General features: G+C 39.1%; 31 protein-coding genes. 16 read left to right on the top strand and 15 right to left on the bottom strand.

What is annotated here, in order from left to right; all coding sequences use genetic code 11:
• Positions 1-2 precede the first annotated feature (2 nt).
• From TSP02S_RS07115 to TSP02S_RS07095, 5 genes are read left to right on the top strand one after another with little or no spacing between them, the layout of a single operon-like run.
• Positions 3-779, top strand: coding sequence for a DUF368 domain-containing protein (locus tag TSP02S_RS07115; protein ID WP_041083023.1), 777 nt, complete (start codon positions 3-5; stop codon positions 777-779).
• 54 nt (positions 780-833) lie between these two features.
• The gene (locus tag TSP02S_RS07110) at positions 834-1,559 is read left to right on the top strand and encodes a basic amino acid ABC transporter substrate-binding protein (RefSeq protein ID WP_041083021.1); all 726 of its coding nucleotides are present in this window, start codon (positions 834-836) and stop codon (positions 1,557-1,559) included.
• 36 nt (positions 1,560-1,595) lie between these two features.
• Positions 1,596-2,255, top strand: a complete 660-nt coding sequence (locus TSP02S_RS07105) for an amino acid ABC transporter permease (protein ID WP_041083019.1) — start codon at positions 1,596-1,598, stop codon at positions 2,253-2,255.
• Positions 2,252-3,007 (top strand): amino acid ABC transporter ATP-binding protein, encoded by a 756-nt coding sequence (locus TSP02S_RS07100; protein WP_041083017.1) that lies wholly within the window; start codon positions 2,252-2,254, stop codon positions 3,005-3,007. The genes TSP02S_RS07105 and TSP02S_RS07100 overlap by 4 nt, the downstream gene beginning before the upstream one ends.
• A gap of 26 nt (positions 3,008-3,033) precedes the next feature.
• Positions 3,034-3,675, top strand: a complete 642-nt coding sequence (locus tag TSP02S_RS07095) for an amino acid ABC transporter permease (protein WP_041084220.1) — start codon at positions 3,034-3,036, stop codon at positions 3,673-3,675.
• Position 3,676: 1 nt separating this feature from the next.
• On the opposite strand, the gene TSP02S_RS07090 is transcribed toward TSP02S_RS07095, so the two are convergent.
• From TSP02S_RS07090 to TSP02S_RS07055, 9 genes are all read right to left on the bottom strand, one after another.
• A complete protein-coding gene (locus TSP02S_RS07090; RefSeq protein WP_041083015.1) occupies positions 3,677-4,126 on the bottom strand; it encodes a hypothetical protein in 450 nt (149 codons plus the stop codon).
• Positions 4,127-4,138: 12 nt separating this feature from the next.
• Entirely contained in the window at positions 4,139-5,254 is a 1,116-nt protein-coding gene (locus TSP02S_RS07085) for an NADH:ubiquinone reductase (Na(+)-transporting) subunit F (protein WP_041083013.1), read from the bottom strand.
• A 9-nt stretch (positions 5,255-5,263) separates the two neighbouring features.
• Complete coding sequence (locus TSP02S_RS07080; RefSeq protein ID WP_041083011.1) at positions 5,264-5,851, bottom strand: Rnf-Nqr domain containing protein; 588 nt, start codon at positions 5,849-5,851, stop codon at positions 5,264-5,266.
• Complete coding sequence (locus TSP02S_RS07075) at positions 5,848-6,453, bottom strand: Rnf-Nqr domain containing protein (RefSeq protein WP_052465372.1); 606 nt, start codon at positions 6,451-6,453, stop codon at positions 5,848-5,850. The genes TSP02S_RS07080 and TSP02S_RS07075 overlap by 4 nt, the downstream gene beginning before the upstream one ends.
• Positions 6,450-7,058 carry an FMN-binding protein gene (locus tag TSP02S_RS07070; RefSeq protein WP_041083009.1) on the bottom strand — a complete coding sequence of 203 codons (609 nt, stop codon included), beginning with the start codon at positions 7,056-7,058 and terminating at the stop codon, positions 6,450-6,452. Before TSP02S_RS07070 ends, TSP02S_RS07075 begins: the two co-directional genes overlap by 4 nt.
• On the bottom strand, positions 7,055-7,930 hold the full coding sequence (locus TSP02S_RS07065; RefSeq protein WP_041083007.1) for an RnfABCDGE type electron transport complex subunit D: 876 nt from the start codon (positions 7,928-7,930) through the stop codon (positions 7,055-7,057). The genes TSP02S_RS07070 and TSP02S_RS07065 overlap by 4 nt, the downstream gene beginning before the upstream one ends.
• A 127-nt stretch (positions 7,931-8,057) precedes the next feature.
• Positions 8,058-9,605 (bottom strand): bifunctional UDP-sugar hydrolase/5'-nucleotidase, encoded by a 1,548-nt coding sequence (locus TSP02S_RS07060; protein ID WP_041084217.1) that lies wholly within the window; start codon positions 9,603-9,605, stop codon positions 8,058-8,060.
• Between the two features lie 54 nt (positions 9,606-9,659).
• A complete protein-coding gene (locus tag TSP02S_RS11130) occupies positions 9,660-9,797 on the bottom strand; it encodes a hypothetical protein (RefSeq protein WP_232503679.1) in 138 nt (45 codons plus the stop codon).
• On the bottom strand, positions 9,794-10,930 hold the full coding sequence (locus TSP02S_RS07055) for a sodium ion-translocating decarboxylase subunit beta (protein ID WP_041083005.1): 1,137 nt from the start codon (positions 10,928-10,930) through the stop codon (positions 9,794-9,796). The genes TSP02S_RS11130 and TSP02S_RS07055 overlap by 4 nt, the downstream gene beginning before the upstream one ends.
• Positions 10,931-11,147: 217 nt before the next feature.
• Between TSP02S_RS07055 and TSP02S_RS07050 the strand changes: the two genes are divergently transcribed.
• Together TSP02S_RS07050 and TSP02S_RS07045 are read left to right on the top strand one after the other, a co-directional pair.
• A complete protein-coding gene (locus TSP02S_RS07050; RefSeq protein ID WP_041083003.1) occupies positions 11,148-12,350 on the top strand; it encodes an FprA family A-type flavoprotein in 1,203 nt (400 codons plus the stop codon).
• Positions 12,347-13,249, top strand: a complete 903-nt coding sequence (locus TSP02S_RS07045; protein ID WP_041083001.1) for a ribonuclease HIII — start codon at positions 12,347-12,349, stop codon at positions 13,247-13,249. Before TSP02S_RS07050 ends, TSP02S_RS07045 begins: the two co-directional genes overlap by 4 nt.
• Here TSP02S_RS07045 and nth read toward each other — a convergent pair.
• Positions 13,242-13,868, bottom strand: a complete 627-nt coding sequence (gene nth, locus TSP02S_RS07040) for an endonuclease III (protein WP_041082999.1) — start codon at positions 13,866-13,868, stop codon at positions 13,242-13,244. The genes TSP02S_RS07045 and nth overlap by 8 nt on opposite strands.
• A 59-nt stretch (positions 13,869-13,927) precedes the next feature.
• Between nth and TSP02S_RS07035 the strand changes: the two genes are divergently transcribed.
• Genes TSP02S_RS07035 through scpB form a run of 9 tightly spaced genes read left to right on the top strand, consistent with a single transcriptional unit; the run spans position 13,928 to position 21,060 of the window.
• Entirely contained in the window at positions 13,928-15,004 is a 1,077-nt protein-coding gene (locus tag TSP02S_RS07035; RefSeq protein WP_041082997.1) for a M24 family metallopeptidase, read from the top strand.
• 15 nt (positions 15,005-15,019) lie between these two features.
• Positions 15,020-15,577, top strand: a complete 558-nt coding sequence (efp, locus tag TSP02S_RS07030; RefSeq protein ID WP_041082995.1) for an elongation factor P — start codon at positions 15,020-15,022, stop codon at positions 15,575-15,577.
• 12 nt (positions 15,578-15,589) lie between these two features.
• Positions 15,590-15,928: an Asp23/Gls24 family envelope stress response protein gene (locus tag TSP02S_RS07025; protein WP_041082993.1), complete on the top strand. Its 339-nt coding sequence runs from the start codon at positions 15,590-15,592 to the stop codon at positions 15,926-15,928.
• Positions 15,929-15,937: 9 nt separating this feature from the next.
• On the top strand, positions 15,938-16,363 hold the full coding sequence (gene nusB / locus TSP02S_RS07020) for a transcription antitermination factor NusB (RefSeq protein WP_041082991.1): 426 nt from the start codon (positions 15,938-15,940) through the stop codon (positions 16,361-16,363).
• A gap of 15 nt (positions 16,364-16,378) precedes the next feature.
• Positions 16,379-18,040 (top strand): formate--tetrahydrofolate ligase, encoded by a 1,662-nt coding sequence (locus tag TSP02S_RS07015; RefSeq protein ID WP_041082989.1) that lies wholly within the window; start codon positions 16,379-16,381, stop codon positions 18,038-18,040.
• 11 nt (positions 18,041-18,051) lie between these two features.
• Entirely contained in the window at positions 18,052-18,873 is an 822-nt protein-coding gene (locus tag TSP02S_RS07010) for a bifunctional 5,10-methylenetetrahydrofolate dehydrogenase/5,10-methenyltetrahydrofolate cyclohydrolase (RefSeq protein ID WP_041082987.1), read from the top strand.
• Positions 18,870-19,856 carry a tryptophan--tRNA ligase gene (trpS, locus tag TSP02S_RS07005; protein ID WP_041082985.1) on the top strand — a complete coding sequence of 329 codons (987 nt, stop codon included), beginning with the start codon at positions 18,870-18,872 and terminating at the stop codon, positions 19,854-19,856. Before TSP02S_RS07010 ends, trpS begins: the two co-directional genes overlap by 4 nt.
• Before the next feature lie 9 nt (positions 19,857-19,865).
• Complete coding sequence (locus TSP02S_RS07000) at positions 19,866-20,552, top strand: segregation and condensation protein A (protein ID WP_041082984.1); 687 nt, start codon at positions 19,866-19,868, stop codon at positions 20,550-20,552.
• Positions 20,536-21,060, top strand: coding sequence for an SMC-Scp complex subunit ScpB (gene scpB / locus TSP02S_RS06995; protein WP_052465371.1), 525 nt, complete (start codon positions 20,536-20,538; stop codon positions 21,058-21,060). The genes TSP02S_RS07000 and scpB overlap by 17 nt, the downstream gene beginning before the upstream one ends.
• Here scpB and nuoF (TSP02S_RS06990) read toward each other — a convergent pair.
• From nuoF (TSP02S_RS06990) to TSP02S_RS06970, 5 genes are read right to left on the bottom strand one after another with little or no spacing between them, the layout of a single operon-like run.
• Positions 21,029-22,657, bottom strand: a complete 1,629-nt coding sequence (nuoF, locus tag TSP02S_RS06990) for an NADH-quinone oxidoreductase subunit NuoF (RefSeq protein WP_041082980.1) — start codon at positions 22,655-22,657, stop codon at positions 21,029-21,031. The two genes, scpB and nuoF (TSP02S_RS06990), sit on opposite strands and share 32 nt — an antisense overlap.
• Positions 22,654-23,142: an NADH-quinone oxidoreductase subunit NuoE gene (nuoE, locus tag TSP02S_RS06985; RefSeq protein ID WP_041082978.1), complete on the bottom strand. Its 489-nt coding sequence runs from the start codon at positions 23,140-23,142 to the stop codon at positions 22,654-22,656. The genes nuoF (TSP02S_RS06990) and nuoE overlap by 4 nt, the downstream gene beginning before the upstream one ends.
• A gap of 16 nt (positions 23,143-23,158) precedes the next feature.
• Positions 23,159-24,958: an NADH-quinone oxidoreductase subunit NuoF gene (gene nuoF / locus TSP02S_RS06980; RefSeq protein ID WP_041082976.1), complete on the bottom strand. Its 1,800-nt coding sequence runs from the start codon at positions 24,956-24,958 to the stop codon at positions 23,159-23,161.
• Positions 24,959-24,973: 15 nt separating this feature from the next.
• Entirely contained in the window at positions 24,974-25,351 is a 378-nt protein-coding gene (locus TSP02S_RS06975; protein WP_041082974.1) for a (2Fe-2S) ferredoxin domain-containing protein, read from the bottom strand.
• The gene (locus TSP02S_RS06970) at positions 25,348-25,845 is read right to left on the bottom strand and encodes an NADH-quinone oxidoreductase subunit NuoE family protein (protein ID WP_041082972.1); all 498 of its coding nucleotides are present in this window, start codon (positions 25,843-25,845) and stop codon (positions 25,348-25,350) included. Before TSP02S_RS06970 ends, TSP02S_RS06975 begins: the two co-directional genes overlap by 4 nt.
• Between the last annotated feature and the right edge of the window lie 65 nt (positions 25,846-25,910).

Below are 25,910 nucleotides of genomic sequence, written 5' to 3'. Positions count from 1 at the left end.
CTATGAGAGAGGTAGTCTCAGGAATATTGATTGGTTTAGCAAATCTTGTACCTGGAATCAGCGGTGGGACGATCGCCGTTGTACTTGGAATCTATGAAAAATTGATAAGAACTATTGCTGATACGGTTAGATTCAAGTTGAATAAAGAACAATTTAGATTTATCATAATGGTCGGCATAGGGCTTTTAAGCGCACTCTTAATGGGTTCAAAACTGATGAGCTTGGCATTGGATAAAGCTACGGGGTTTACCTATGCCGCATTTTTTGGGCTTGTTCTTGGTACGATTCCTTTTTTGTTCAAGAGCCTTGGTAAAATTAAATTCGGTTATATCTTTGTTGGAATTTTTCTTTTTGTCTTTGTTGAAAATATCAAATTTTCATTCAAGGTGTCTGGTATCTTTCTACCAATTGCAGGTTTTGTTGCGGCATTTGCTATGGTTATGCCAGGTTTGAGTGGTTCTCTTGTTATGCTCATCTTTGGGGTATATAAAGATATAATAAACGCAGTTAGCGCTCTGAATTTTGCTGTTCTAATTCCGTTTGGTGTAGGTGTTGTATTTGGTATAGCTGCTTGCACATTGTTTATGAAATATCTGTATGAGAGATTTCCTAATCAAACCAAAAATTTCGTTTTCGGCTTGGTAGTAGCATCGCTTTTGAAGATACAACCGTTTGATAAACAGACCTTCAGTTTTTATGGATATTTTTTATTGTCTGGTGTGATTCTTTTTAGTTTTCTTTTTTCTTTGTGGTTTACTAAGTATGCAAAGCAATTATGAATTGAAAACGATCTTGGTGTTATAGTATAATGTAGTTTTGAAGGGAGGGATTGAATGAAATTAACCAAATGTATTATGATCTTTTTACTTTTAGTGGTTAGTTTTGTTTATGCAAAAACTGTAACCCTTGGAACCAGTGCTGATTTTCCACCTTTTGAGTATATCGAAAACGGACAATTTGTGGGTTTTGATATGGATTTGATGCGTGAAATTGCAAAATTGGCTGATTTCGAACTGAAGTTTGTTGATATGAGTTTTGATTCTTTAATACCAGCATTGAGAGCAGGCCAGGTTGATGTAGTTGCTGCAGCCATGACGATAACCGATGAACGTAAACAAGTAGTGGATTTTTCAATACCATACTGGACAGCAGATCAGAGTATCATTGTGAAAGCTGACAGTGATTTGACAATAACCATCTTGTATCAGAAAGGTAGAATAGGTGTTCAAACTGGTACAACTGGAGATTTGTGGTGTACTGATAATTTAGTAGGTAAAGGTTTACTTCCAGAGAAAAATCTCAAGAGATATGATACTTTTGTACTCGCTCTCAGTGATCTTTTGAACGGGAACATAGACGCGATTGTTTTAGATTCCCCAGTTGCTAACAGGTTTGCAGTTATAAGACCCGTCAAGGTTGTGGGTATCATTGTTACGGGGGAACAGTATGGAATAGCTGTAAAGAAGGGGAATAAAGAATTACTGGACAAAATCAACAGTGCTATCAAGATTTTGAATGAAACAGGAAAAATGGCAGAATTGATTGACAAGTATTTTTAGCAAGTGGGGGGTTGAACAGTAGAAAAACTATCATTAATCGTCAGCTCTTTACCTGTTCTTCTCAAGGGCACATTGGTCACTGTTGAATTGACAATTCTTGGTCTTGGACTTGGTTTTGTGATCGCGGTACCAGTGAGTTTTGCTCAAGTTTATGGTGGCCGTGTTGCCCGTTTTGTTTGTTCTCTTTATGAAAGAACGTTCAGAAGTATCCCTCTTCTTGTCCTATTGATGTTGATTTTCTACGGACTCCCAGAGATTGGAATCAAATTTGCCCCATTCGTATCGTGTGTCCTCGGTCTGGGTATAAGAAGCTCTGCCTATCAATCTCAGATTTTCAGAGGGGCTATTCTCTCTGTTGGAAAGGGTCAGACGTTAGCCGCTCTATCGATTGGAATGACGCCATTTGAAAGTTTCAGATACATAGTTTTTCCACAGGCGCTGAGGTTCTCCATCGCTCCTTGGACGAATGAATTCACAGTGGTTCTGAAAGATTCATCTATGGCTTATGCGCTTGGGGTAGTTGAATTGTTAAGACAGGGGAGTTACATCATCTCGACAACCTATGAACCAATGATTATCTTTCTCACCTGTGCAGCTATATATCTTGTAATGACTATTTCAGCAAACAAATTAATGGGATATATAGAAAAGAAAATGCAAATACCTGGTTTTGAGACCAAGGAGGTTTCACATTGATCCAGATCATTTTAAAGATTGAAGATCTCAAGAAAAGTTATGGCAAGAATGAGATTTTAAAAGGTATCTCACTCGAACTCAAAAAGGGTGAAACAAAGGTCATAATAGGGCCAAGTGGTACAGGCAAGAGTACATTGCTTGCTTGTATAAACAGATTGGTCGAGCCAGATTATGGAAGAATTTGGCTCGAAGGTGAGGAAATAACTTCACACAATGCACATAAAATGAGACAAAAAATAGGATATGTTTTTCAGGATTTCAACTTGTTCAATCACTTAACAGCTCTTGATAATGTGAGAATTGGTTTAATAAAAGTTCAGAAGTTACCAAAAGAAGAAGCGACACAGATCGCGTTAGAACAATTATCTAAGGTAGGCCTCTCACAAAAAGCAGAACTTTATCCTTCGCAACTATCTGGTGGACAAAAACAGCGCGTAGCAATCGCAAGAGCGCTTGCAATGAGGCCAAAATTAATGCTCTTTGACGAACCAACATCTGCACTTGATCCTGAACTCATCGGGGAAGTTCTCTCGGTGATGACCGACCTTGCAAAATCGGGTATGACCATGTTGGTTGTTACACACGAACTTGGATTTGCAAGGACAGTTGCAGACGAAATCATTTTTATGGAAAATGGAATCATCGTCGAACAAGGTCCACCATCTTCAATATTCACCAATCCTCAAAAAGACAGAACAAGGCAATTTCTCAGAAAACTCACAGAGTTGTATGGAGAGGAAAAGATCAAATGAGTTTTTGGCAGATAATACTCGTTTCGATGCCAAAACTTCTCAATGGTTTGGTTGTAACTCTATATATGACTGTTTTCACAGCAGTCATTGGTCTTATTTTGGGAACTGTATTATGTCTATGTAAAGTCTATGGGAACAGATTTGTGAGTCTAATTAGCACAGGATTTATTGAATTAATACGTGGAACACCGATGTTGGTTCAACTTTTCATACTTTACTATGGGTTGCCAGTCTATGGAATTCGCTTAACACCGCTTTTAGCGGCGTTGATAGGCTTTTCTATAAACAGCGCAGCTTATCAAGCGGAATACTTAAGGGGCTCAATTCAATCAATCGGCTCAGGCCAGATGAAGGCAGCGCTATCTATAGGAATGAGAAAATGGCAAGCAGTTAGATTCATAATCCTTCCACAAGCACTCAGGCGAGTCATCCCAGCCTGGACCAATGAGTTCATTTATTTATTGAAATATACCTCGATGGCTTATATAATCGGTGCACCAGAGATGATGGCACAAGCAAAGTTTATAGCCAGCAGAAACTTTGAATTTTTCAAAGTCTATTTGCTCACCGCTCTTATTTATCTGTCAATCGTCTGGATTATGTCTTTTGTCTTCTCGAATCTTGAGAAAAAACTGCGAATACCGGGAACGATCATTACCGAAAGATAGATCATTCAAGTACCTGTTTTAGTACATGTGGTTCTATTCTGAAAGGTGAGCCTTTCCCTTGCAAGAAATGGTGTTTCTCCAAAAGGTGTATTGACAACTCACTGAAATCGATTTGGGCATTGTTCACTGTATTTCTTACATGAACTAACCTTTTTCTGAAAATTCCATCTTTGAATGGACATGGAATAAAACCGCGCGCCTCATAAATAGTCGCTTCCCATTTATCGTCGATCAACACAGTTTCTCCGAGCCCTTTTATTGCTTTGCTCATCATTTTTTTCATCCATGCTGCAACTTTTTCAAAATCCAATCCCAACTGACTCATTATTCGCTCGTCTTCTTCAATTATTTGAACTAAATTGCGTGTATCATCGCCAAGAAAACCAACAGAACTTATCACACCTGGTTTCATATTTTTTTGAGCTTCGACATACTCCGGGGACATTTTCATTCAACCACCCCATCAAGCGAATTTGTCATAATAGATCTTTTCTTCTGGAATACCATTGGTCTTCATCACTTGAATACAGGCATTGATCATACCTGGACTACCGCATAGATATCCTTCTTTTGGTTTAGATTTTTCTATTTTATTTTTGAGATATTTATCCAAGACATCTGTTATCAATCCAGTTTCACCATTCCAGTTATCTTCAGGAAGAGGATTCGAGAGAGCTGGTACAAAGTGGAAATTATTCCATTTCTTTTCTAAATCTTTGAACATATCAACATAGAAAAGATCTTTCAACGATCTTGCTCCAAAGAAATACCATATCTCTCGATTGCTAGTACCTTTTTCATACAAGTCGAAGATTATTGACTTTATTGGTGCCATCCCAGAACCACCAGCAACACAGATCATTGTAGCATCGGTTTCACGAACGTAAAATTCCCCAAATGGTCCTGTGAATTCGATTATCTCTTTCTCTTTCATGTAATTGTGTACATAAGTGGTTGCCGCACCACCAGGTACAAGTCTTATCAGGAGCTCTATTTTATTTTTTTGACTTGGAACAGAAGAGATCGAATATGCCCTCTGAGTGATCTGATCGATCTTGCCATATGGTGGTATCGATAATTGAACATACTGTCCTGCCTTGAAATCAATCGTCTGTGGTTCTATAAGTTGTAGTGTCAATTCTTTTATATCGTAGGTAACATTCTTTATCTTTTCAACAATGGCTTTGAATTTTTTAGCATAAAGAAGTTCATCTGGAATCTCTATTTCAAGATTCTTCTTGACCTTGACTTGACAAGAAAGTCTGATATTTTCCTTCATTTGTTCTTTTGAAATATAAGGTGTCTCAGTGGGAAGATACGCTCCAACATCGGTCAAAACCTTCACCTTGCACACCCCACAACTACCTCTTCCCCCACAAGCCGAGGGTATGAATATTCCCTGGGATGCCAAAGTAAAAAGGAGCGGCGAACCACCCTTGACTTCGATGGTCTTTCTTTTGTTAATAGTGATTTTAACCAACCCATAGTTATTGACAAAGGAATCGATCAATACTATAGCACCTGCTAAGAGCGCACTAATTGCGGAAGTAATTAATGTCGTTATCAAAACGAGTGACATCTTTTCACCTCACTGAACTCGTATCATCCCAGAGAAGCCTATGAATGCCATTGCCATGATTCCAATTGTTATGAATGTAAGACCTGTTCCCTTCAAACCTGCTGGTGCCGGTGCATTGTCTATTTTCTTTCTTATCGCAGCCAAAAGAATTATTGCAAGCCACCAACCAAGTCCTGAACCAAGTCCATAAAATAGAGATTGAAGCAATGAATAATTTCTCAGTTGCATAAAAAGTGTCACACCAAGTATTGCACAGTTCACAGTGATCAATGGCAAAAAGATCCCTAATGTCATGTACAGTGAGGGTGAAATTCTATCGATCACCATCTCCAAAATTTGTACCACAGCAGCTATGACAATTATAAAGATTATGTATCTCAAATAATCCAAACCAAAAGGTACTATGATGTAGTGATAAACAAACCAATTGAGAACAGTTGTAACTGTCATTACAAAAGTGACTGCCATGCCAAGACCATTTGACGAATTCAAATCTTTTGATATTGAAATATAAGAGCACATACCTAAGAAATTTGTCAACAAAATATTACTCGTGAAAACTGAAGCGAAAAAAAGAACAACTGGATTGATATTCATTTCTTTCCACCTGCCTTGAGAGACATTGACTTTGCCACCCACATGAGCAATGCGACTATGAAAAAGGCGCTCGGTGCCATAACCATGATAGTCCATGGTGTGAAACTCTTTGGCATAATACGGATGTTGAAAATCGTTCCAAAGCCAAGCAATTCACGAATGAATGCCACAATCACCAAAACTAATGCATAACCAGCTCCAGCTGTAAGACCATCCCAAAGAGAAATCAATGGAGTATTTGCTTGAGCAAATGCTTCAGCTCGGCCCATGATTATACAGTTGGTGATAATCAGCCCAACATATGGTCCAAGTGCTTTACTTACATCGGGTAAGTAAGCCCTCAGTATGATATCGACAATTATCACATAAAATGCAATTATAAGGGTTTCAACCATCATCCTAACTTTACGGGGTATATATTTTTTTAAAAAAGAAACTGTCAAATTAGACAACCCAGTAACCAAGGTAACACCGATCGCCATTATCATGGTATTTCTTAAATTATTCGTTACTGCAAGAGTTGAACAAATACCAAGAACTTGAATCAGTATTTGGTTCTCTTTTATCAAATTGTTTTTGGAGATCTTTGTGAATTCATTCATTGTCGCACCCCCAAAATATCACGTAGAATGCTCAAATGGTCATTGATTATCCTCTCCAAGGACTTGGATGTCTGTGTTGCACCGGTGATAGCATCTACCTTGCCATTTTCATGATCATAGTCGCCAGTACCACCAATCTGGATTGTTATTGTTCCGTTGACCAATTTTTCGGACCGAAATTGATTTTTAAACCATTCTTCTTCAATGCGACCACCGAGTCCTGGTGTCTCGGCTTGTGAGATGAATTCTATTCCTACAATTTTCTCGACATTTTCATCTGTTGAGATAAAACCTGATATATTACTCCACAAACCACTGCCATTGAAGACAATACCATAAAGAGTTTGTGCATCGGAGGTTATATAGTAGAGATCAACATTGTTAATTCTTTTGGTTTTCACATATTTTTCAAAATTTGACAATGCCTCTTGGTCATTTTTATACTCGACACCGAAAGCCTTCAGGATCGCTTTGATTTTGAATAAACGTTCATTATCTTGAATTCTTTGAATTGTCGATGCGTTGAGCAAAGACAGTAACAATACAAAAACAAAAGTTGTGATGAAACTGAATAATATTGTGTAGAACTTACCTTCTTTGTTCACTGTTTCACCTTCTTTGATGATATTTCATCAAGAAGTGAGGCAAATGTATTACCAATCAAAACACCAAAGCTCGTTCCTTCCGAAAACAGAGAGAAGTTTCTTATCAATACAGTGCAAACACCAATGATGACTCCATAGATCCACTGGGAAATCTTTTTCTTTGGCGCTGTGACAGGATCTGTAGCCATGAAAACAGTCACGAAAAGAAAACTTCCAGACAAGAGCATTGCGAAAGGCGAAGGACCTATCCCAGTCATTTTCAAAAGGACCGTTAAGATTGTTGCAGAAGAAAAGGTGGAAATGATTATTCGAAAACTTGCAGTTTTAGTAAGTACCAAGTAAATCGCAGCGGCTATAATCAAAGGTATACAGCTTTCACCAATAGAACCTGGTCTGATTCCCAAGAAGAGATTTTTCAAATCAACATCCTGTCCATTTCTAAGAAGATCAAGAGGTGTTGCCGATGTCGATGCATCAACTCTGGGCAACAGCCATTTGCTTGTCATGGCTACGGGGAAAGATATATAGATGAATAACCTTCCCACAATCGCCGGATTGAAGATATTTCTTCCAAATCCTCCATACACCTCTTTGGCAAAGAAAACTCCAAAGAAAGAACCAATAACGGCGATCCACCAAGGAATTGATGGAGGTAAAGATAACAACAAAAGTGAACAGGTCACCAAAACAGCTTCACTTACTGGTTTCTTTTTTTGTTTTTCCATTACATATTCTGTAAAAATTCCAGTACCGAACACAAAAAAACCAATCCACAATACCCTTAACCCATAAAGATAAAATGAAAAAACATAGATCGGTATAAGCGAATACAAAACTTTTCTCATAAGAGGTTGTTTTTGAAAAAAAGCCAATTCTTATCTCCCCCCAATTTAAAGATTTCTGTCATTTTATTTAATTATAATATAGAAGTTCAAAGATAAAATAGATAAAATAAAACTGGGAGGTTTTTAAGCCTCCCAGTTTTTTAATCATTTGTTTTTACTGTCTGATATATCTGAGCTGGGAATCGTAATCTTGCACAGTACCCATCAAGACTTGTTGGATATATTGTGCCAGGACACTGTCCATTGTAAATCCTGTATTATATCCAGGTAGACCCTTCAACATAGTGTAACCGTCTCCACCTTGTGCCATGTAATCATTTGTAACCACTGTGTATATTTTACTAGGATCCAATGGCTCTCCTTTGACCTTTGCTTCAACTACCTTACCACCGACGCTCTTCCAGATCAAACCGCCCGTTTGCAAAAATGCGCCTTGTCCTTCTTTGATTGTTGCGGCATACTCGAGTACTTTCATAACCTGCTCGCCAGTCATTTTGATCACGTACAACGTGTTTCCAAAAGGAAGTACCGTTAGAACATCTCTAACTGTGATCTTTCCTGGTTTTATCGATGCTCGGATCCCACCACCATTTGTGAGTGCTATATCTGCGTTTACTTTCCAGATCATGGAATCACAAATCATGTTTGCGAGATTTGTACTTTTAGATCTGACATTAGTTCTTTCTCCGTCGAGTAGTATTTTAGTCTCACCGATTACTGTATCGAGCTTTTCACTTCCCAGTGATTTGAAGTAGTTAAGAACGGTTTTTACATAGAAGTTTTCTTCATATGGTTTACCAACAAATTCATACACATCTTTACCTTCGGCGTCTTTGCCTTTGTAATTCTTAAGATTGACAGGTATCGGTTTCCAATTCCAGGAAACAATCTTTCCATTCTCGATATCGAGATCCAGTCTTCCAACGTATTTTCCCCATTCCCATGCTTGAGCTACAATTGTGTTGTTCACAAATTGAGCGTTTTCGAATTTCGTGTGGCTATGTCCGTCGATTATCACATCAATACCATCTACAAGCTGAGCCAATTGCTTGCTGGTTGTCTTACCTTCCCCTTCGGGTTCCCATCCCAAATGAGCCAAAGCGATGATCACATCAGCCTTTGCTCTCATTTCTGGCAATAAGGCTTTACTCACCTGAACGGCATTTGCAAAGGTCGCGCCATTGAGATAGATCGGCTCAAGGATGGCAGTTTCTTCTGTTGTGAGACCAAAGATTGCAACTTTCAAGTCTCCAAAATCTTTAATTATGTAGGATTTAGCTTTCACAACACCTTCGGGATCTGTGAAGTTGGCTGATACAAATGGGAAGTTCGCAAGTGCCATTTGCTTTGCGAGAGTCGTTTTTGGTTTGTCAAATTCGTGGTTTCCAAAGGTTGCAGCATCGAGTTTCATGAGATTCAAAGCGACTATATCAGGAGCCGCATCTAATTGATCTGACTCGGGTACACCTGTATTGATATCTCCAGCATGTAAAAAGATCACATGTCCTCCTTGCGATTCTACTTCTTTTCTAACCTCTTCTACAATTGTTGCTATTGCAGCGAAACCACCGATATTTGGGTTATTAGTTTCACTGAAACTCCAGGCATGTCCGTGTGTGTCATTGATGTGCAAGATGGTCAACTTAGTCGCAAAGCTCAGAATCGTTGCCAAAATCAGTACGATTGTAAAAATCTTCTTCACCAAAATCAGCCCCCTTTCATTCGATTGATGCAACAAAATTCTACTACATTCATTTTATGTTTTTGACTTTCTGATTTTTGTAAAAGCTTTCAAAAAAATCTTCACAAAAACAAAAAGGACGAGTAAGAGACCAACCAAAAAAAGATATCCAACAATTCCCAACTTGACAGCAGTTAAAAAGGTTTCCATCATAACGCGTTACCTCCCACAAGGGCTATCAGGATTCCACCGGCCAGTACTGAGCCAATCTGTCCGGCGGTATTTGCACCAGCGGCGTACATCAGTAAAAAATTCATAGGATCTTCCTCTAACCCCATCTTGTGTATGACTCGTGCCGACATGGGAAATGCCGAAATCCCTGCAGCTCCGAGCATTGGATTGATTTTTTGCTTGAGAAAGAGATTTAAAAACTTTGCAAATAATACACCAGCCGCTGTATCGAAAATGAAAGCAACCAATCCCAAGCCAAGTATCACAAGTGTTTGTGGCTTTAGAAACTTGTCGGCGGTCATCGTAGAAGCAATAGTGAGACCGAGCAAGATCGTAACAAGATTGGCAAGCTCATTTTGCGCAGATTTTGAAAGACTATCTAAAACGCCGCATTCTCTCAAAAGATTCCCGAACATCAAAAATCCTATCAACGCAGCAGAGGTGGGAGCCAAAATACTCGCAACAACGGTTATAGTTATTGGAAATATTATTTTTACCATTCTTGGTATCTTCTGTGCCTTGGGTTGCATTCTTATAGATCTTTCCTCTTTGGATGTCAAAGCTCTTATCACTGGTGGTTGAATAATTGGAACCAAGGACATATAAGAATAGGCAGCGACTGAGATTGGTCCGAGCATGTGTCTTGCAAAACGAGAAGCTACATAGATAGATGTTGGTCCATCGGCAGCACCAATTATTCCTATTGATGCTGCTTCTTTTAGATCAAATCCAAGCAATGTTGCAACAGCCATCGTTCCAAATATACCAAACTGTGCTGCAGCTCCAAAAAGAAACATCACGGGATTCTCAAGTAAAGGTGTAAAGTCAATCATAGCTCCAACAGCAATGAATATCAACAAAGGAAAAATCTCGGTTGCAATACCTATGTCAAAGAAAATACTGAGAACCCCTCTGTGTAATACTCCTTCGAGTAATTGATCAATAGCTGATGATAATGGGATATTGACCAAGATCGTACCAAAACCTATTGGTAGCAGTAAAGCGGGTTCATATTTCTTTGCGATAGCCAGGTAAATGAGCAATAACCCGATGATTATCATAATTACATTTCCAAAAGTTAAAGAGAATACACCCAAGAACAATTCTTCGAACATATCTCTCACCTCACTTTAACCTGCGTACAAGGATTTATTATAAGAAAATCATGTCAAGAATATAATTGTATTTTCTTGAACGAATAAAACAGATCTAAGTCTTAACTAAACACCAGAAACTATTTAATTCATAAACTAAACTCTCACAACACAATCAACCACACTTTTATAATTCTCGTTTGCGTGGTAACATTTATATAGCAAAGGGGGTATTATCATGAGATCTGTACAGATCAAACCCGGTATCTATTGGGTTGGAGTGAACGACAGATTTACTCAATTCTTTGAAGGACTCTGGCCGATAGGTGAGGAAGGTGTCTCATACAATTCATACCTCCTTGTCGATGAAAAAAATGTTCTAATCGACCTCGCAAAATCGATCAAGACGGATGAATTTTTTGAACAAATTGAACAGATCATACCCGTATCAAAGATAGATTATGTAGTGATAAATCACATGGAACCGGATCATACAGGGATTCTCACCGTTTTGAAAAAGATCGCACCACATGCGACTATCTTAATAAGTGAAAAAGGAGTGAAAATGCTCAAGGCTTTTTATCATATCGATGAGAATGTCAAACCAGTGAAAGATTTGGAAGAATTGAGAATTGGAGAGAAACTTTTGAAATTCTATTATACGCCATTTGTTCATTGGCCCGAAACAATGATGACATACGAAGTGACTCACAAGGTGTTGTTTTCTTGTGATGGTTTCGGCGGTTATGGTGCGCTCAGAGGTGTTTTATTCGATGATGAATGTAAAGACAAGGACTTCTACATAAAGGAGATGCTCAGATATTATGCTAATATCGTTGCTACCTTCAGTACACCTGTTCTCAAGGCTATAGAAAAATTGTCAAGTCTGCCAGTTCAAATCATTGCTCCTTCACATGGTTTGATCTGGAGAGAGAACCCAGGTATAGTCGTAGATTTATATAAAAAATGGGCACAATATGCATCTTCTCCTGCTGAAAAAGGTGTGACTTTGCTCTATGGTTCAATGTATGGTAACACAGAGAGAATTATGAGTTCTCTACTCAATGGGATATCAAAATCGGGGATAGCAGTTGATGTCTTCAATGTTACTCAGACACATGTGAGCTACATACTCGCATCACTTTGGAAAAATAGAGGCGTGGTAATTGGAGCTCCAACGTATGAAGGATCTCTCTTCCCCCCAATGGCAGATGTACTTCACATGGCAAGTGTAAAGCATGTACAGTTCAAGACAGCGGCAATTTTTGGAAGTTACGGTTGGAGTGGTGGTGCATCAAAAAGAATAAGAGAAATAATAGAACCACTCAAATGGCAGATCGTGGGCGTTTTTGATATCAATGGTAGTCCCACAAATGAGGATTTACAGAAAATAGAAGAATTCGGCTATGATTTTGCAAGAAAAATAATGGAACAACCGTGAAAAACTTGAACCAAATCAAACAAAAGATACAGCAAAGTGGCCTTAAAATAGAATCTGAAAAAATTATACAAAACGGTATCCAATTTCGTATAAAAAATTGTGGACATCTGAGGATTTATTGGCGTAAAGATGGTCAAACAACGATTGATCTATCACAAATCAAATCTTCTTGCCTGCAGAAATTGAACGATATCTTGAACAAATTGGATGAAAGGATATTTGAGATGCAAGATGACCTTGAGATTCAAAAAAAGGTCCTCGACAATCTTCCCGATGATCCTAAAATGATCTTACCGGCAATAGGTTCAGATGAATCAGGAAAAGGAGATATCTTTGGACCTCTTGTTGTAGCTGCGGTTTACATTGGTAAGGTTGAATATGATAACTTTGGTAAAAAATTGAAGGATAGCAAATTATTGAGCGATAAAAAAATCTCGGACTTGGCCAATAGAATAAAATCATCATGTGAATATTCAATTGCAATCGTAGAGCCAAAAGATCTTGTCAACGTTGAGAATATGAATGAACTATTAGAAGATCTGCATGCTCATTGTATAAGAAACGTTCTTACGAAGAAAAAATCATTCATTGCGATTTATGACGACTTTGGAGCAAAGGGTCTGAAAGAAAAATTGGAGATTTGTGATGATTTGACAGTCCTTGGTTTTAAAAAAGCTGAAGTAAACCCAGCAGTTGCAGCTGCTTCGATTATTGCAAGAGCAGAATTTTTGTCCTGGATCGATAATGTCTCAAGACAGTACGATGTGAAGATACCGCTTGGAGCCGGGCAAAGAGCAACCGAGTTTGCCATGAATTTTTTAAAAAACCATGGTTTAAAAGAATTGGAAAGAATAGCGAAGATGAATTTTTCGAACGTGCGAAATCTAATCTCTAAGTAAAACTACTGTTTTTCTGTTTGAAAAAGTTACATTCTTTTGTGAAATAACATTTATTACATAATGGTACACGCGGCAAACAAACCTTCCTTCCAAACTCAACCATCGAACCATTAAGTGGTCCCCAAAGTTCGGCTGGAATTAATCTACTGAGTTCTATCTCTGTTTCTTCAGGATTTTTTGTCGTGACAAATCCTATTCTATTAGATATTCGATGTACATGTGTGTCGACTGCTAATGCGGGTTTGTCAAAACCATGGTACAAAACTATATTCGCTGTTTTCCGACCAACTCCAGGTAACTTTAAAAGTTCTTCAAGATCTGATGGGACCCTTCCTTGATATTTTTCAACGATTATCCTTGATACGATTACTATTCTTTCGGCTTTTTGTTTGTACATGCCAGAAACCCTGATCAATTCGTAGAGTTGGTCGGGACTGGCTTTTGCAAGAGTGAATGGATCAGAATACCTTGAAAAAAGCTTTCGGCATGCTATCTCTGTGTTCTCATCACGTGTCCTTTGACTCAAAATTGTACATATCAGTATCTTGAATGGATCATCCGTAAACTTTTCACGGGGAAAGAGTTCAACTATCCTTTTTGCTATTTGTATTATTTTAATTTGATCCGTTTTGCATACCTCCCCTGATTATTGTACAATGATAAAGGAGGTGCACAGGTTTGAATAGATTGGATCGATTCTTTGAAAAAATTGAGCAAATTGGTGTTGATGTGGCTCTCGTTTATAATGTAGAGTATACTTCTAAGCCTTCCACTTATTATCTTTCTGGTTTTACTGGCTCTTTCAGTATTTTAGTATTGAACAGGGACAAGCAGTTCATAATCACCGACTCGAGATATTTCGAGCAGGCAAAACAGCAGACAAAATTCCAATTGATCGAGTACAGAAATGGCGATTTATTTGAAAACATAAAAACCGTGGTTGAAGAATTCAAACCCAAGACGATAGGTCTTGAGTTTCAAAGAGTCAGCCACAATGTTTTTCTCAAGATCAGTGAAAAAATCAAGGCAAACTTCATACCCATAGACTCAGTAATGGAATCAATGAGATCAGTTAAGGAACCTCAAGAGATAGAGAATATTAGAAAGGCAATTTCAATCAGCGAGAAGGCTTTTCTGAAAACAATAGAATCGATAAAAGAGAATGTGACTGAAAAAGAAATTGCGGCTGAATTTGAGTACAACATGAAGAAATTCGGCGCTGATGGAACTGCCTTCGAAACGATAGTGATCAGTGGTCCCAGAACGTCTTTACCACATGGTAGACCATCACACAAAAAAATACTCCCTGGTGAACCGATCACCTTTGATTTTGGAGCTGTTGTGAACGGTTATTGTGCAGACATAACACGTACAATTTTCTTTGGAAAACCCGATGACGAATTCAAGAAAATCTATCAAACAGTTTATGAAGCCCAAACTTTGGCTTTAAATGGCGGAAGTGCAAGGATGAAAGGTAAATCTGTTGATGCACTTGCGAGGAATCACATTATCCAAAAGGGTTATGGTCAGTATTTCGGCCATGGCTTGGGACATGGGATAGGCCTCGAAGTTCATGAATCGCCAAGAGTGAATTCTACCAATGAGGAATTGCTGCCAGAATCTGCTGTGGTTACGATAGAACCGGGGATTTATATAGAAGGCAAGTATGGGGTTAGAATAGAAGAAGATGTTTTGGTAAAGAGAGATTCTCTTGAAAAACTCACAAATTTATCAAGGGAATTGATGGTTATTTGATTCGGAGGTGAAACTGTGGTAGAAGTTGGTGATCTGAAAAAGGGTATGGTCATAATGGTCGATGGAGAACCTTATCGTGTTATCGATGTGAACAAACATCACATGGCAATGGGAAGAGGTATCATCAGAACGAGATTGAAGAGCGTCAAAACCGGTTTGGTCAAAGAAGCCAATTTTAGCAGTGGAGAGCGTGTTGACGAGGCAAACTTGACTTTTAGAGCAGCACAGTATCTATACAGTGACGGTGATCACTACCACTTCATGACCTTGGACGATTACGAACAATATGCTCTCACAGAAGATGATATTCAAGATGCAAAGTGGTATCTGATTGAGAATCTGGAAGTCAGTATAGTGTTTTTGGAAGACAAACCCATAGGTATACAGTTGCCAAATGTCGTGGTATTAAAAATTGTTGAGACTGAACCGACCTTCAAAGGTGATACCGTCTCAGGAGGAGGTAAACCAGCTACTTTGGAAACAGGTCTGAAAATTACCGTTCCTTTCTTCGTCGAAAGTGGTGAATTTGTAAAGGTTGACACCAGAACGGGTGAGTATGTTGAACGTGCGTAGGAGGTGACAAGAATGGAGACAAAAGGGATGGGAAATATAGACATTTCTGACAACGCAATAAGAGAAATCGCGTTAAGAAGTGTTTTCTCTGCGCTTGAAATTGCAGATGAGAGAAAACAAAAGAGGATCAGAAAATCACTTGAAATCGATCGCTCTCCCGAAGATAATATAACGATCAACTTGAAAATAAGCGTTCCATTTGGTAAACCCCTTGTGGAGATAGGGCAAAAGATCATGGAGAGGGTGAAAATGGATATCGAGAGAATGACAGAGTTACAAGTGGTTGCAGTGAATGTAACTATTGAAGATATCGAAGAAGGAGAAGAGCAGAGAACAGAAGAAAAGGAGTGATCATGCCCTGTGACAACACGTCGTAGCAAGATGAGAGATACTGTTTTCAAAACGATTTTCCAAAATGAATTTCGGAATGAATCAGTAGAGACTCTTTTGAAAGAAATTATGGAACATGAAAAAGAGGTTTCCATTAAAGATGATGTTGCAAGATATGTGCGCGGGATTTATGACAATCTGACACAGATCGATGAGAAAATTTCAGCTTGCCTTGAGAATTGGCATCTTGAAAGATTATCATCTGTTGACAGATGTGTCTTAAGACTGGGAACGTATGAACTTTTGTATGAAAAGGATGTGCCAATAGAAGTTACTCTCGATGAAGCTGTAGAATTGGCAAAAAGATATGGAACAGAAAACAGTAGTCGATTTGTAAATGGTGTACTCGATAAGATAGCAAAGTCTTTTGCACCAGAACCAAAATACTTCATTTGAAGGAGGTATAGGGGGATGTTGAATGATTTGCAAATAGCAAGGTCTGCTCAATTAAAACCTATCTCGGATATAGCAAAAAATCTCTCGATACCAAAAGAATATTTCAAAAACTATGGAGATTACATTGCCAAGATATCTCACAAATTTTTGAATACATTGAATTCTAAAAAAGGCAAACTGATAATAGTAACTGCAATGACCCCAACTCCTGCCGGCGAAGGCAAAACCACGACGAGTATTGGTCTATCAATGGCTTTAAACAAACTTGGATACAAGTCCTTTGTCACTTTGAGAGAACCTTCGTTAGGTCCAGTTTTCGGTGTAAAAGGTGGAGCGGCAGGTGGTGGGTACTCACAAGTGTTGCCAATGGAGGACATAAATCTACATTTCACCGGGGATATACATGCTGTTTCAGCGGCACATAATTTGATCTCTGCAATGATAGATGCTCACATACGTTTTGGAAATGAGCTTGATATCGACTTGACTCGTATAACTTGGCCAAGAACTATGGATATGAACGACAGGGCTTTGAGAGAGATTGTTGTTGGACTCGGAGGCCATGCGAACGGTTACCCAAGGCAAGATCAATTTGTTATCACGGCTGCTTCTGAAGTAATGGCTGTGCTGTGTTTGTCTAAGGATATAATTGATCTCAAAAAAAGATTGGGTGATATCGTCATTGGCTGGTCAAGGACTGGTAAACCGATCACTGTTCGTGAACTTGGTGCCGATGGTGCAGCCGCTGTTATACTCAAAGACGCTATCGATCCAAATTTGGTACAAACAATTGAAAACACACCAGCCTTAGTTCATGGAGGTCCATTTGCAAATATTGCTCACGGAACAAATTCCATAATCGCCACAAAAATGGCGCTTGGATTATCAGAATATGTTGTCACCGAGACGGGATTCGGTTCAGATCTTGGTGCAGAAAAATTCTTCGATTTTGTAGCGCAACTTGCTGATCTCAAACCAGCAGCGGTGGTGATCGTTGCAACGATCAGAGCCATCAAATATCACGGGGGAGTCTCAATAAAAGATCTTGAAGTGGAAAACTTAGAAGCTATCACAAAAGGCATCGAAAACCTTAAAATTCACATAGAGAATATGAGAAAATACAACCTTCCAATCGTTGTAGCTGTAAACAGATTCAATACCGATACTGAAAAAGAAATACAACATTTGATAAATTATGTTGAAAAACTCGGAGTGAAGGTTTCATTGAATGAAGCTTTTGCGAAAGGAAGTGAAGGAACCATAGACTTAGCAAGAAAGGTTATTGAGATTGCAGATGAATCTAAGTTCAAACCTATTTACAACTGGGATTTACCAATTGAGAAAAAGATAGAAATTCTTGCCAAGGAAATTTACCGCGCAAAGGAAGTTGTTTATACCAAAGATGCACTGGATTCACTCAAAAGATTTTCAAAAGAAGGTTTTTCATCCTTGCCTGTGATTGTTGCAAAGACTCAATATTCATTATCTGATGATCCATCAAAACTCGGTGCACCTAACGATTATTCCTTCACTGTAAGAGACTTGAGATTGTCAGCAGGTGCAGGTTTTGTTGTTGCAGTTTGCGGTGAGATCATGTTAATGCCCGGACTTGGTAAAAAACCGAATGCTGTTAACATAGATATCGATGAGAATGGAAATATCACAGGTCTGTTTTAGGAGATGGCTTTATGCTGATCGATTGCAAATCGATAGCACAATCTATAGATAGTGAAACTCTGTCTTTTGTGCAAAAATCCTTGGTAAAGCCAAAACTTGTGAGCATTACCGTAAAACCAGATCAAAGTACCATTTCTTATCTGCGAAGCCAACAGAAAAAGGCGCAGTCTCTTGGAATTGATTTTGAAATTATCGATCTTGAAGATAATTCTTTACTTGAAAAATCTTTAATAAAAGTCTCACAGGACAAATCCATTCATGGAATCTTCGTAGCACATCCCTTGCCAGCAGGAGTTGATGAAATGAGAATAGCCGAATTGATAAAAGCTGACAAGGATATCGAAGGAAGAAATCCGTTGAATTTGGGATATCTTGCATATGGTATAGAGGATTTTGCACCCTGTACTGCGATGGCGGTTGTGACAATTCTCAGTTCAGTTACAAATTTGGTAGGTAAGAATGTCGTCATAATTGGAAGAAGCACCACAGTTGGATTACCCGTTTCGATAATGCTCTTAAGACGCGATAGAAGTGCCACTGTTATAGTGTGTCATAGTAAAACAAAAGACATTCCGAGCATAACCAAAAGAGCAGATGTGATAGTAGTTGCCGTTGGTAAAGCTGGTTTCTTGACGCCAGAGATGGTTTGCGATGGATCTGTAGTGATAGATGTTGGGATAAATGTAGTCGATGGAAAAATATTTGGTGATGTAGACAAAAGTGTGCAGGAAAAGGCACACGTTACACCGGTTCCTGGTGGAGTAGGAATCGTGACGACATCTATTTTGATGAATAGAGTTGCGAAAAATGCTTTCAGAGGTGATATGACTTGAGAATATTGAGTGGTGTTAGGCCAACTGGAAAGCCACACATAGGCAATTATGTAGGAGCTCTGAGAAATTGGAAAAGACTTCAAGATGAAGGAAATGAATGCTTCTATTTTGTGGCTGATTGGCATGCCTTGACAACTTCTTATGATGAAACTGAAGAGTTGAGCTTTCATACAAAGGAAGTTATGAGATCTTTTCTTGCTTGTGGTCTTGATCCGGAAAAATCAACATTATTCGTGCAATCAGCGATAAAAGAACACTCCGAATTAGCACTTTTGTTTTCCATGATAGTTCCTATTTCGTGGCTCGAGAGAGTACCAACATATAAGGAAATGAAACAACAACTCTCTGAAAAAGATCTTTCAAATACAGGTTTTCTATTGTACCCAGTGCTACAGGCTGCTGATATATTGATCTATTTAGCCGATGGAGTACCAGTTGGAGAAGATCAGGTTTACCATGTCGAGCTCACAAGAGAAATCGCAAGGAGATTCAATTTTCTATACGGAGAGACCTTTCCTGAACCACAGTCTTTGCTATCCATCGTACCCAAATTACCAGGCACAGATGGTAGGAAGATGAGTAAAAGCTATGGTAACATAGTGCCACTTGAAAACAATTATGCCGAACTTGAAAAGGCAATACTTCCCATGATGACAGATCCAGCCCGAAAAAGGAAAACAGACCCTGGAGATCCACAAAAATGTCCTGTTTGGGATTATCATAAAGCTTTCGGAATAAGCCAACAAGACAGTGAATGGGTTATTGAAGGTTGTACCAAAGCAAAAATTGGATGCATAGATTGCAAAAAGTTGCTTTTGAAAAATATGAAACAAGAATTTGAACCAATTTGGGAAAGATACCGTGCGATTGATTCAGATCCACACTATGTGGACGATGTTATAGCTGAAGGTAACGAAAAAGCAAGATCGATTGCTCAAAAAACCATGAAGTTGGTTAGAGAAAGAATGAATTTACTCTTCTGAGGTGGTCTATTGGAACTTGTATTTCGATTACAAGAGTTTGAAGGTCCTTTAGATCTGTTGCTTTATCTTGTCAAAAGACGCAAGATAAGCGTGCGTCAAGTTTCCATTTCTCAGTTAGCTGATGAATTCGTTGCATATGTTGAGCAAATGAAAAAACTTGATTTAAACGTTACTTCTGACTTCATTGCAATGGCAACTCAGTTAATGGAGATGAAATCCAAATACATTCTTCCTTCATTGACTGAGAAGGAAACAAGGCAATTGACTCAACAAGAAGAAGATCTCTATAGAAGAATCGAGACTTATGAAAAAATAAAAGAACTCAGTGAGCAAATCAAAGAGAGAATCAAAGATATCGGGTCCAGACAGTTAGTGAGATTACCATCATTACCGCAAATTGAACAAGAGAAACTGAATAAAGTCCTTCAAGCTGCTTTGCAAGAACTGAATATCCGTAGAACTGTTTACAAGATAAAAAGGCAGGCTATGACGGTTGAACAAGCCATGAACAGAGTACTTGATTTGTTGGCAGAAAACGGAGATACCACATTATATGATATTCTCAAGGTAGGTGAGAGTCGTTATCAAGTGATAATCTATCTATTAGCGGTTCTTGAATTGATTTTTTTCAAGAAAATTCTTTTTCTCGAAGTCGATGGTAACCTCATCCTGAGGAGGAATGACCTTGAATCTTAAGGCTGTGGTAGAAGCTTTGATTTTTGCTGCTCGTGGTATGACTCTGGAAAGACTCGTAAAGATAACTGAAAGTGATGCAGAAACCATCACAAAGGTTTTAGATGATCTCGTTAAAGAATATAATAACGAAGATCATGGCGTGGAATTGAAAAAAGTTGGTGATGTATATCGTTTCTACACAAAACCAGAATATTCAACAGTGATTAGCAAAGTAGTAAGGACTTTCTATACAAAACTCTCTTCAAGTCAAATGGAGATAGTAGCAGCGATACTCTTGAACGGTCCTTCTACGATACAAACCCTGAACGAATTAAGAGGGAAAGATTCAAGTGCAATAGTCAGATCACTTCATAAATCGGGAGTTCTGACGAGAAAGAAACAATCAAACACTTATGTCTATCAACTCAACGAAAGTTTTAGAGATTTTCTAATGATAGAAGGAGTGCTCGATCAGGCGACCGAGCACTCGGGTTTTGTTAAACCTTCGTCTTTGACTTCTGAATCTTGACGAACTTGCACACACCGTGTGGACAAGAAGAAGTTTTTATGTGTTTGAGAAAATCTTCTCTGAAGTTTTCAACAATAGATAATAGAGGAACATTGATACTCTGTCCAAGACCACACAAAGACGCTTCTTGAGTGATATATGCTATCTGTCTCAATGTCTCAATATCTTCTAACTCACCTTGTCCCTTGCTCATCTTTTCAAGGATTTGTACTGCGAGTCTTGTGCCTTCTCGGCAAGGTGTACATTTACCACACGATTCATGTGCGAAGAATTGCATCGTATTGAGTGCAACATCTACAGGACAAACATCGTCAGACATGGCCAATATTACACCAGAACCTATGGAGACTCCATAATTTTTGAACGAATCGTAATCCAAAGGTACATCGAGTTTATCCACACCTATGAAGGTACCAGCCGTTCCTCCAGTTTGAACAATATACAGATCCTTGCCTCCAACCAATCCACCACCAAATCTGTAAATCAAATCACGAACAGTAGTACCCATTGGAACTTCTACAATGCCTCGTCTGACAACATTGCCAACTAACGAATAAACTTTTGTTCCAGGTGAACCGGCAGTTCCAAAGGATTTGAACCACTCTGGACCATTCAAAATAATTGGTGGAATATTGGCAAAAGTTTCTACATTGTTGATCACCGTTGGCTTACCGAATAATCCATTTGTTGGAGGATATGGGGGTTTCAGTCTCGGTCTCCCCGATTTTCCTTCGATTGACTCGAGTAAAGCTGTTTCTTCACCGCATATATAAGCTCCTGCACCGAGCCTAACCGTCAGATCAAAATTAAAACCGCTACCCATTATGTCTTTTCCAAGAAAACCATATTCATAAGCATCTTTGATAGCTTTCTGAATATTTTCCACCGAGCCATAATATTCACCACGTATGTATATATACCCCTTAGTAGCTCCAACGGCATATCCACAGATAACCATTGCTTCAATTACAGAGTGTGGATCTCCTTCCATTATCAATCTGTCTTTGAAAGTACCAGGTTCACCTTCATCGGCATTGCAAACCACATATTTTTGATCAGCCTGAACCTTGGCTGTGAATTCCCATTTCAATCCAGTTGGAAATCCCGCTCCACCTCGTCCACGAAGCCCTGAAGCCTTTACACATTCAAGAACTTGCTGTGGCTTCATTTCGGAAAGAACCTTGTGGAGTGCAAAATATCCATCTTTTGCTATATATTCATTTATATTTCTTGGGTCAATATTACCAACATTTCTCAAGACAATCCTTGTTTCTGCACTGATTTTTTCTTTTTCGACAACTAATTTCAGCCTTTCTCTTGGTATCTCAAGTGATAAAACAGTTCTTCCTTTTAACAGGTGTTCGGTTACAATTTTTTGGATATCATCTGTAGAACGAACTGAGTAATAGATATCATCTGGAAAAACTGCCATGACAACACCTTGTGTATAAACACCCATCGTGCCAGTCTCCAAAACATCGACTGTGTCTTGAAGGTTATATCTTACAATCAATTCTTTAAGATAATTTACAAAATGCCTTGCGCCGAGCAATACGCTGTTAGAATCAACCGATACAAGTACTAAAATGGGTTTCATCGCACTTCACCTCCATTTCGGAGGTTTTCGATTAATTCTCTGACTTTCTTTGGGTTGAGATCGCCGTAATACTGATCATTGATCATTATCACAGGTGCCACACCACACAAACCTAAGCAACTTGTTGTTTCGAGTGTGAAAAAACCATCCTTGGTGGTTTCACCAAGTTTGATTCCAAGTATCTCTTGTAGAGTTTGGACTACCTCTCTACCACCAGTTACATGACAGGGTAGGTTCACACAAACGCGAATCACATACTTGCCCCTGGGTTTAGTTGAGAACATCGTGTAAAAGGTCAAAACTTCGTACACTTTTGATTTTGGCACATCAAGTTCTTCGGCGACTATTTCAGCAGCTTCGATGGGTATATAATTTCCAAAATAATCCTGAATTTTGTGGAGTGTGTTGATCAGCATATCTCTTTCTTCTAAAGATTCGGACTTTGCCTTCTCGACAAGAGCAACCACCTTCTCGCGATCGATCACAACTAACTCCCCCTTCTCACGGTGATACCTTGCTTATAGCACCAAATCTGCAAACTTCGATACAGCTGCCACATCTTATACAAATCTCGTTATCGATTCGATGTGCTTTTCTCACTTCACCAGAAATTGCATTTACAGGACAAACTCTTGCACAAGCAGTACATCCTACACATTTTGCTGCATCTATAACATACCTGATCAATTGCTTACATTTAAGCGATGGACAACGCTTCTCCTTCACATGTGCCTCGTATTCTTTCCGATAATATCTCAATGTACTCAAGACTGGGTTGGGGGCTGTTTGGCCAAGTCCACACAAAGATGTATCTTTGATAACACTCGCCAAGTGTTCAAGCTCCTCGAGATCTTCCTCTGTTCCTTCTCCAGATGTTATTTTATTGAGAATTTTGAGCATTTGCCGTGTACCTTCTCTACATGGCGTACATTTTCCACAGGATTCATCAACGGTGAATTCTAAGAAAAACCTGGCAACATCCACCATACAGTCATCTTCGTCCATTACTATCATTCCACCAGAACCCATAATCGCACCGAGTTTCTGGAGAGATTCATAGTCTACTGGTGTGTCAAAGTATTCGGAGGGTATACAACCACCACTTGGTCCACCAGTTTGTACTGCTTTAATCTTCTTCCCAGTTGATGAACCTCCGCCTATTTCATAGAGAAGTTCCTTCAGGGTTATACCCATTGGGACCTCAACCAGACCTGTATTGGTTATCTTACCGGCGAGTGCAAAGACTTTGGTACCAGGTGATTTTTCTGTACCTATATTTTTAAACCAGTCTGCCCCTTTGATTATGATTGGCGGAATACAAGCAAAAGTCTCAACGTTATTTATGACCGTTGGACATCCCCACACTCCACTTTGTGCGGGATATGGTGGCTTAACTCGAGGTTGGCCTCGTTTTCCCTCGATTGATGCAATCAAAGCAGTTTCTTCGCCGCATACGAATGCTCCTGCACCGATCCTTATTTCAATATCGAAGTTGAAATTACTACCCATGATGTTTTCTCCAAGAAAACCAAATTCTTTTGCCTGAGAGATTGCTATATTGAGTCTTTCTATAGCCAATGGATACTCTGCCCTGACATATATGTATCCTTGATTTGCACCTATGGCATATCCACCAATGGCCATCGCTTCAAGGATTGTATGTGGATCTCCTTCAAGTACGGAACGATCCATGAAAGCTCCAGGGTCACCTTCATCAGCATTGCAGACTATATATTTTCTCTCACCCTTAGACTTTCTGGTCAATTCCCATTTGAGACCCGTTGGAAAGCCAGCTCCACCTCTACCACGAAGACCACTCTTCTTGATTTCTTCAATAACTTGTTCTGGACTCATTTCTTTTAAAACCTTTCCCAGAGCAAAATAACCGTCTCTTGCTATGTATTCTTCAATATTCATTGGATCTATATAACCAACATTTCGCGTGGCGATTTTTACTTGCTTTGCGAAAAATGGGAGTTTTTCAACAGCTTCAGGAATTACTTCACCCGTTGGCATTTTGTAGAGATACTCTTTAACGATCCTTCCTTTTAACAAATGTTCCTCAACGATTTTCCTTGCAGCCTGCGGTGTCAATTTCTGGTAGAAAACTCCTTCAGGATAAATCACCATCAAAGGTCCCAAGCTGCAAGCTCCCATACAACCAGTCTCTACAACTCTTACAACATCGTTCAATGCATATTTTTGTATCTCTTTTTCAAGTGCTTGCTTCACAGTTTCTTCTCCTGCAGAAATGCAAGCACCTCCTGCGCAGATCAAGATCGTAGTCGCTGCCAATGGCACTCAGATCACCTCTTCTTAGATTTCTCCTCTTCGAACTAATAAATCTGTGACAACTTGGTTGGATATTATATGTAACTTCACTATTCTCTTTGCATTTTCAGGAGTCACATGACCATAAACAACTGGTTCCTGCCCTTCTAATCTCACTTCCACGGTCGGCTCAACTTCACATAAACCCATGCACCCTGATTGAACAACTGAAATATCATTGATGTTGTTTTCATTCAAAGCCTCAACCACGGCTTTGAGAGTATCCTTAGCACCAGCAGCTATACCACATGTACCCATTGCCACCGTTATCTTTCCCCTTTTACCTGTGTCTCTCAATTGAAGTTCCTTGACTGCTTTCTCTTTGATCTTCATTAGATCTTCGATTGATTTTATTTTGCTCATTGTTCCTTCACCTCCTTATATTTCTCAATAATTCTTGGAACCATATCGGGTTTTACTCTACCGTAGAAATCCTTTTCACCCACAAGAACCACCGGTGCCATACTACAAGCACCAAGACATCTGACGGGATGAATCGAAAACTGTCCATCTTTAGTTGGCTCTTCTGGTTTTGTACCAAGTTCTTCCAAGAACCTTTCCAAAACTCTGTCTCCACCCTTAACGTAACAAGCTGTGCCCAAACAAACCTTGATTTGTACCTTTCCTTTCGGTTTGGTAGAAAAGAAGTTATAGAAAGTCACAACTCCATAGACCTGAGAAACTGGAATGTCGAGTGCGTCGGCAATGTGCTGTTGTACTTCTACTGAAAGATAACCAAACAATTCTTGAGCTTTTTGCAAAACAGATATGAGTTTGTCTGGCTTTGCACCAATGGAATTGATGTAATCATCTAACTCTTTGAACAAACGCTCGCCTGTAGTGCATAGATCCGGCAACTGTTCCACCTCCTGTTAATAAATTCACAAACTTCAGCTCGATTATACCACTTTCGGTTGAAAAA

Origin of the sequence: Thermotoga profunda AZM34c06 (assembly GCF_000828675.1) — a bacterium.
Classification (GTDB): domain Bacteria; phylum Thermotogota; class Thermotogae; order Thermotogales; family DSM-5069; genus Pseudothermotoga_B; species Pseudothermotoga_B profunda.
Note: the sequence above shows the minus strand (reverse complement) of the source record. Positions and strands in the feature narration are given on the sequence as shown.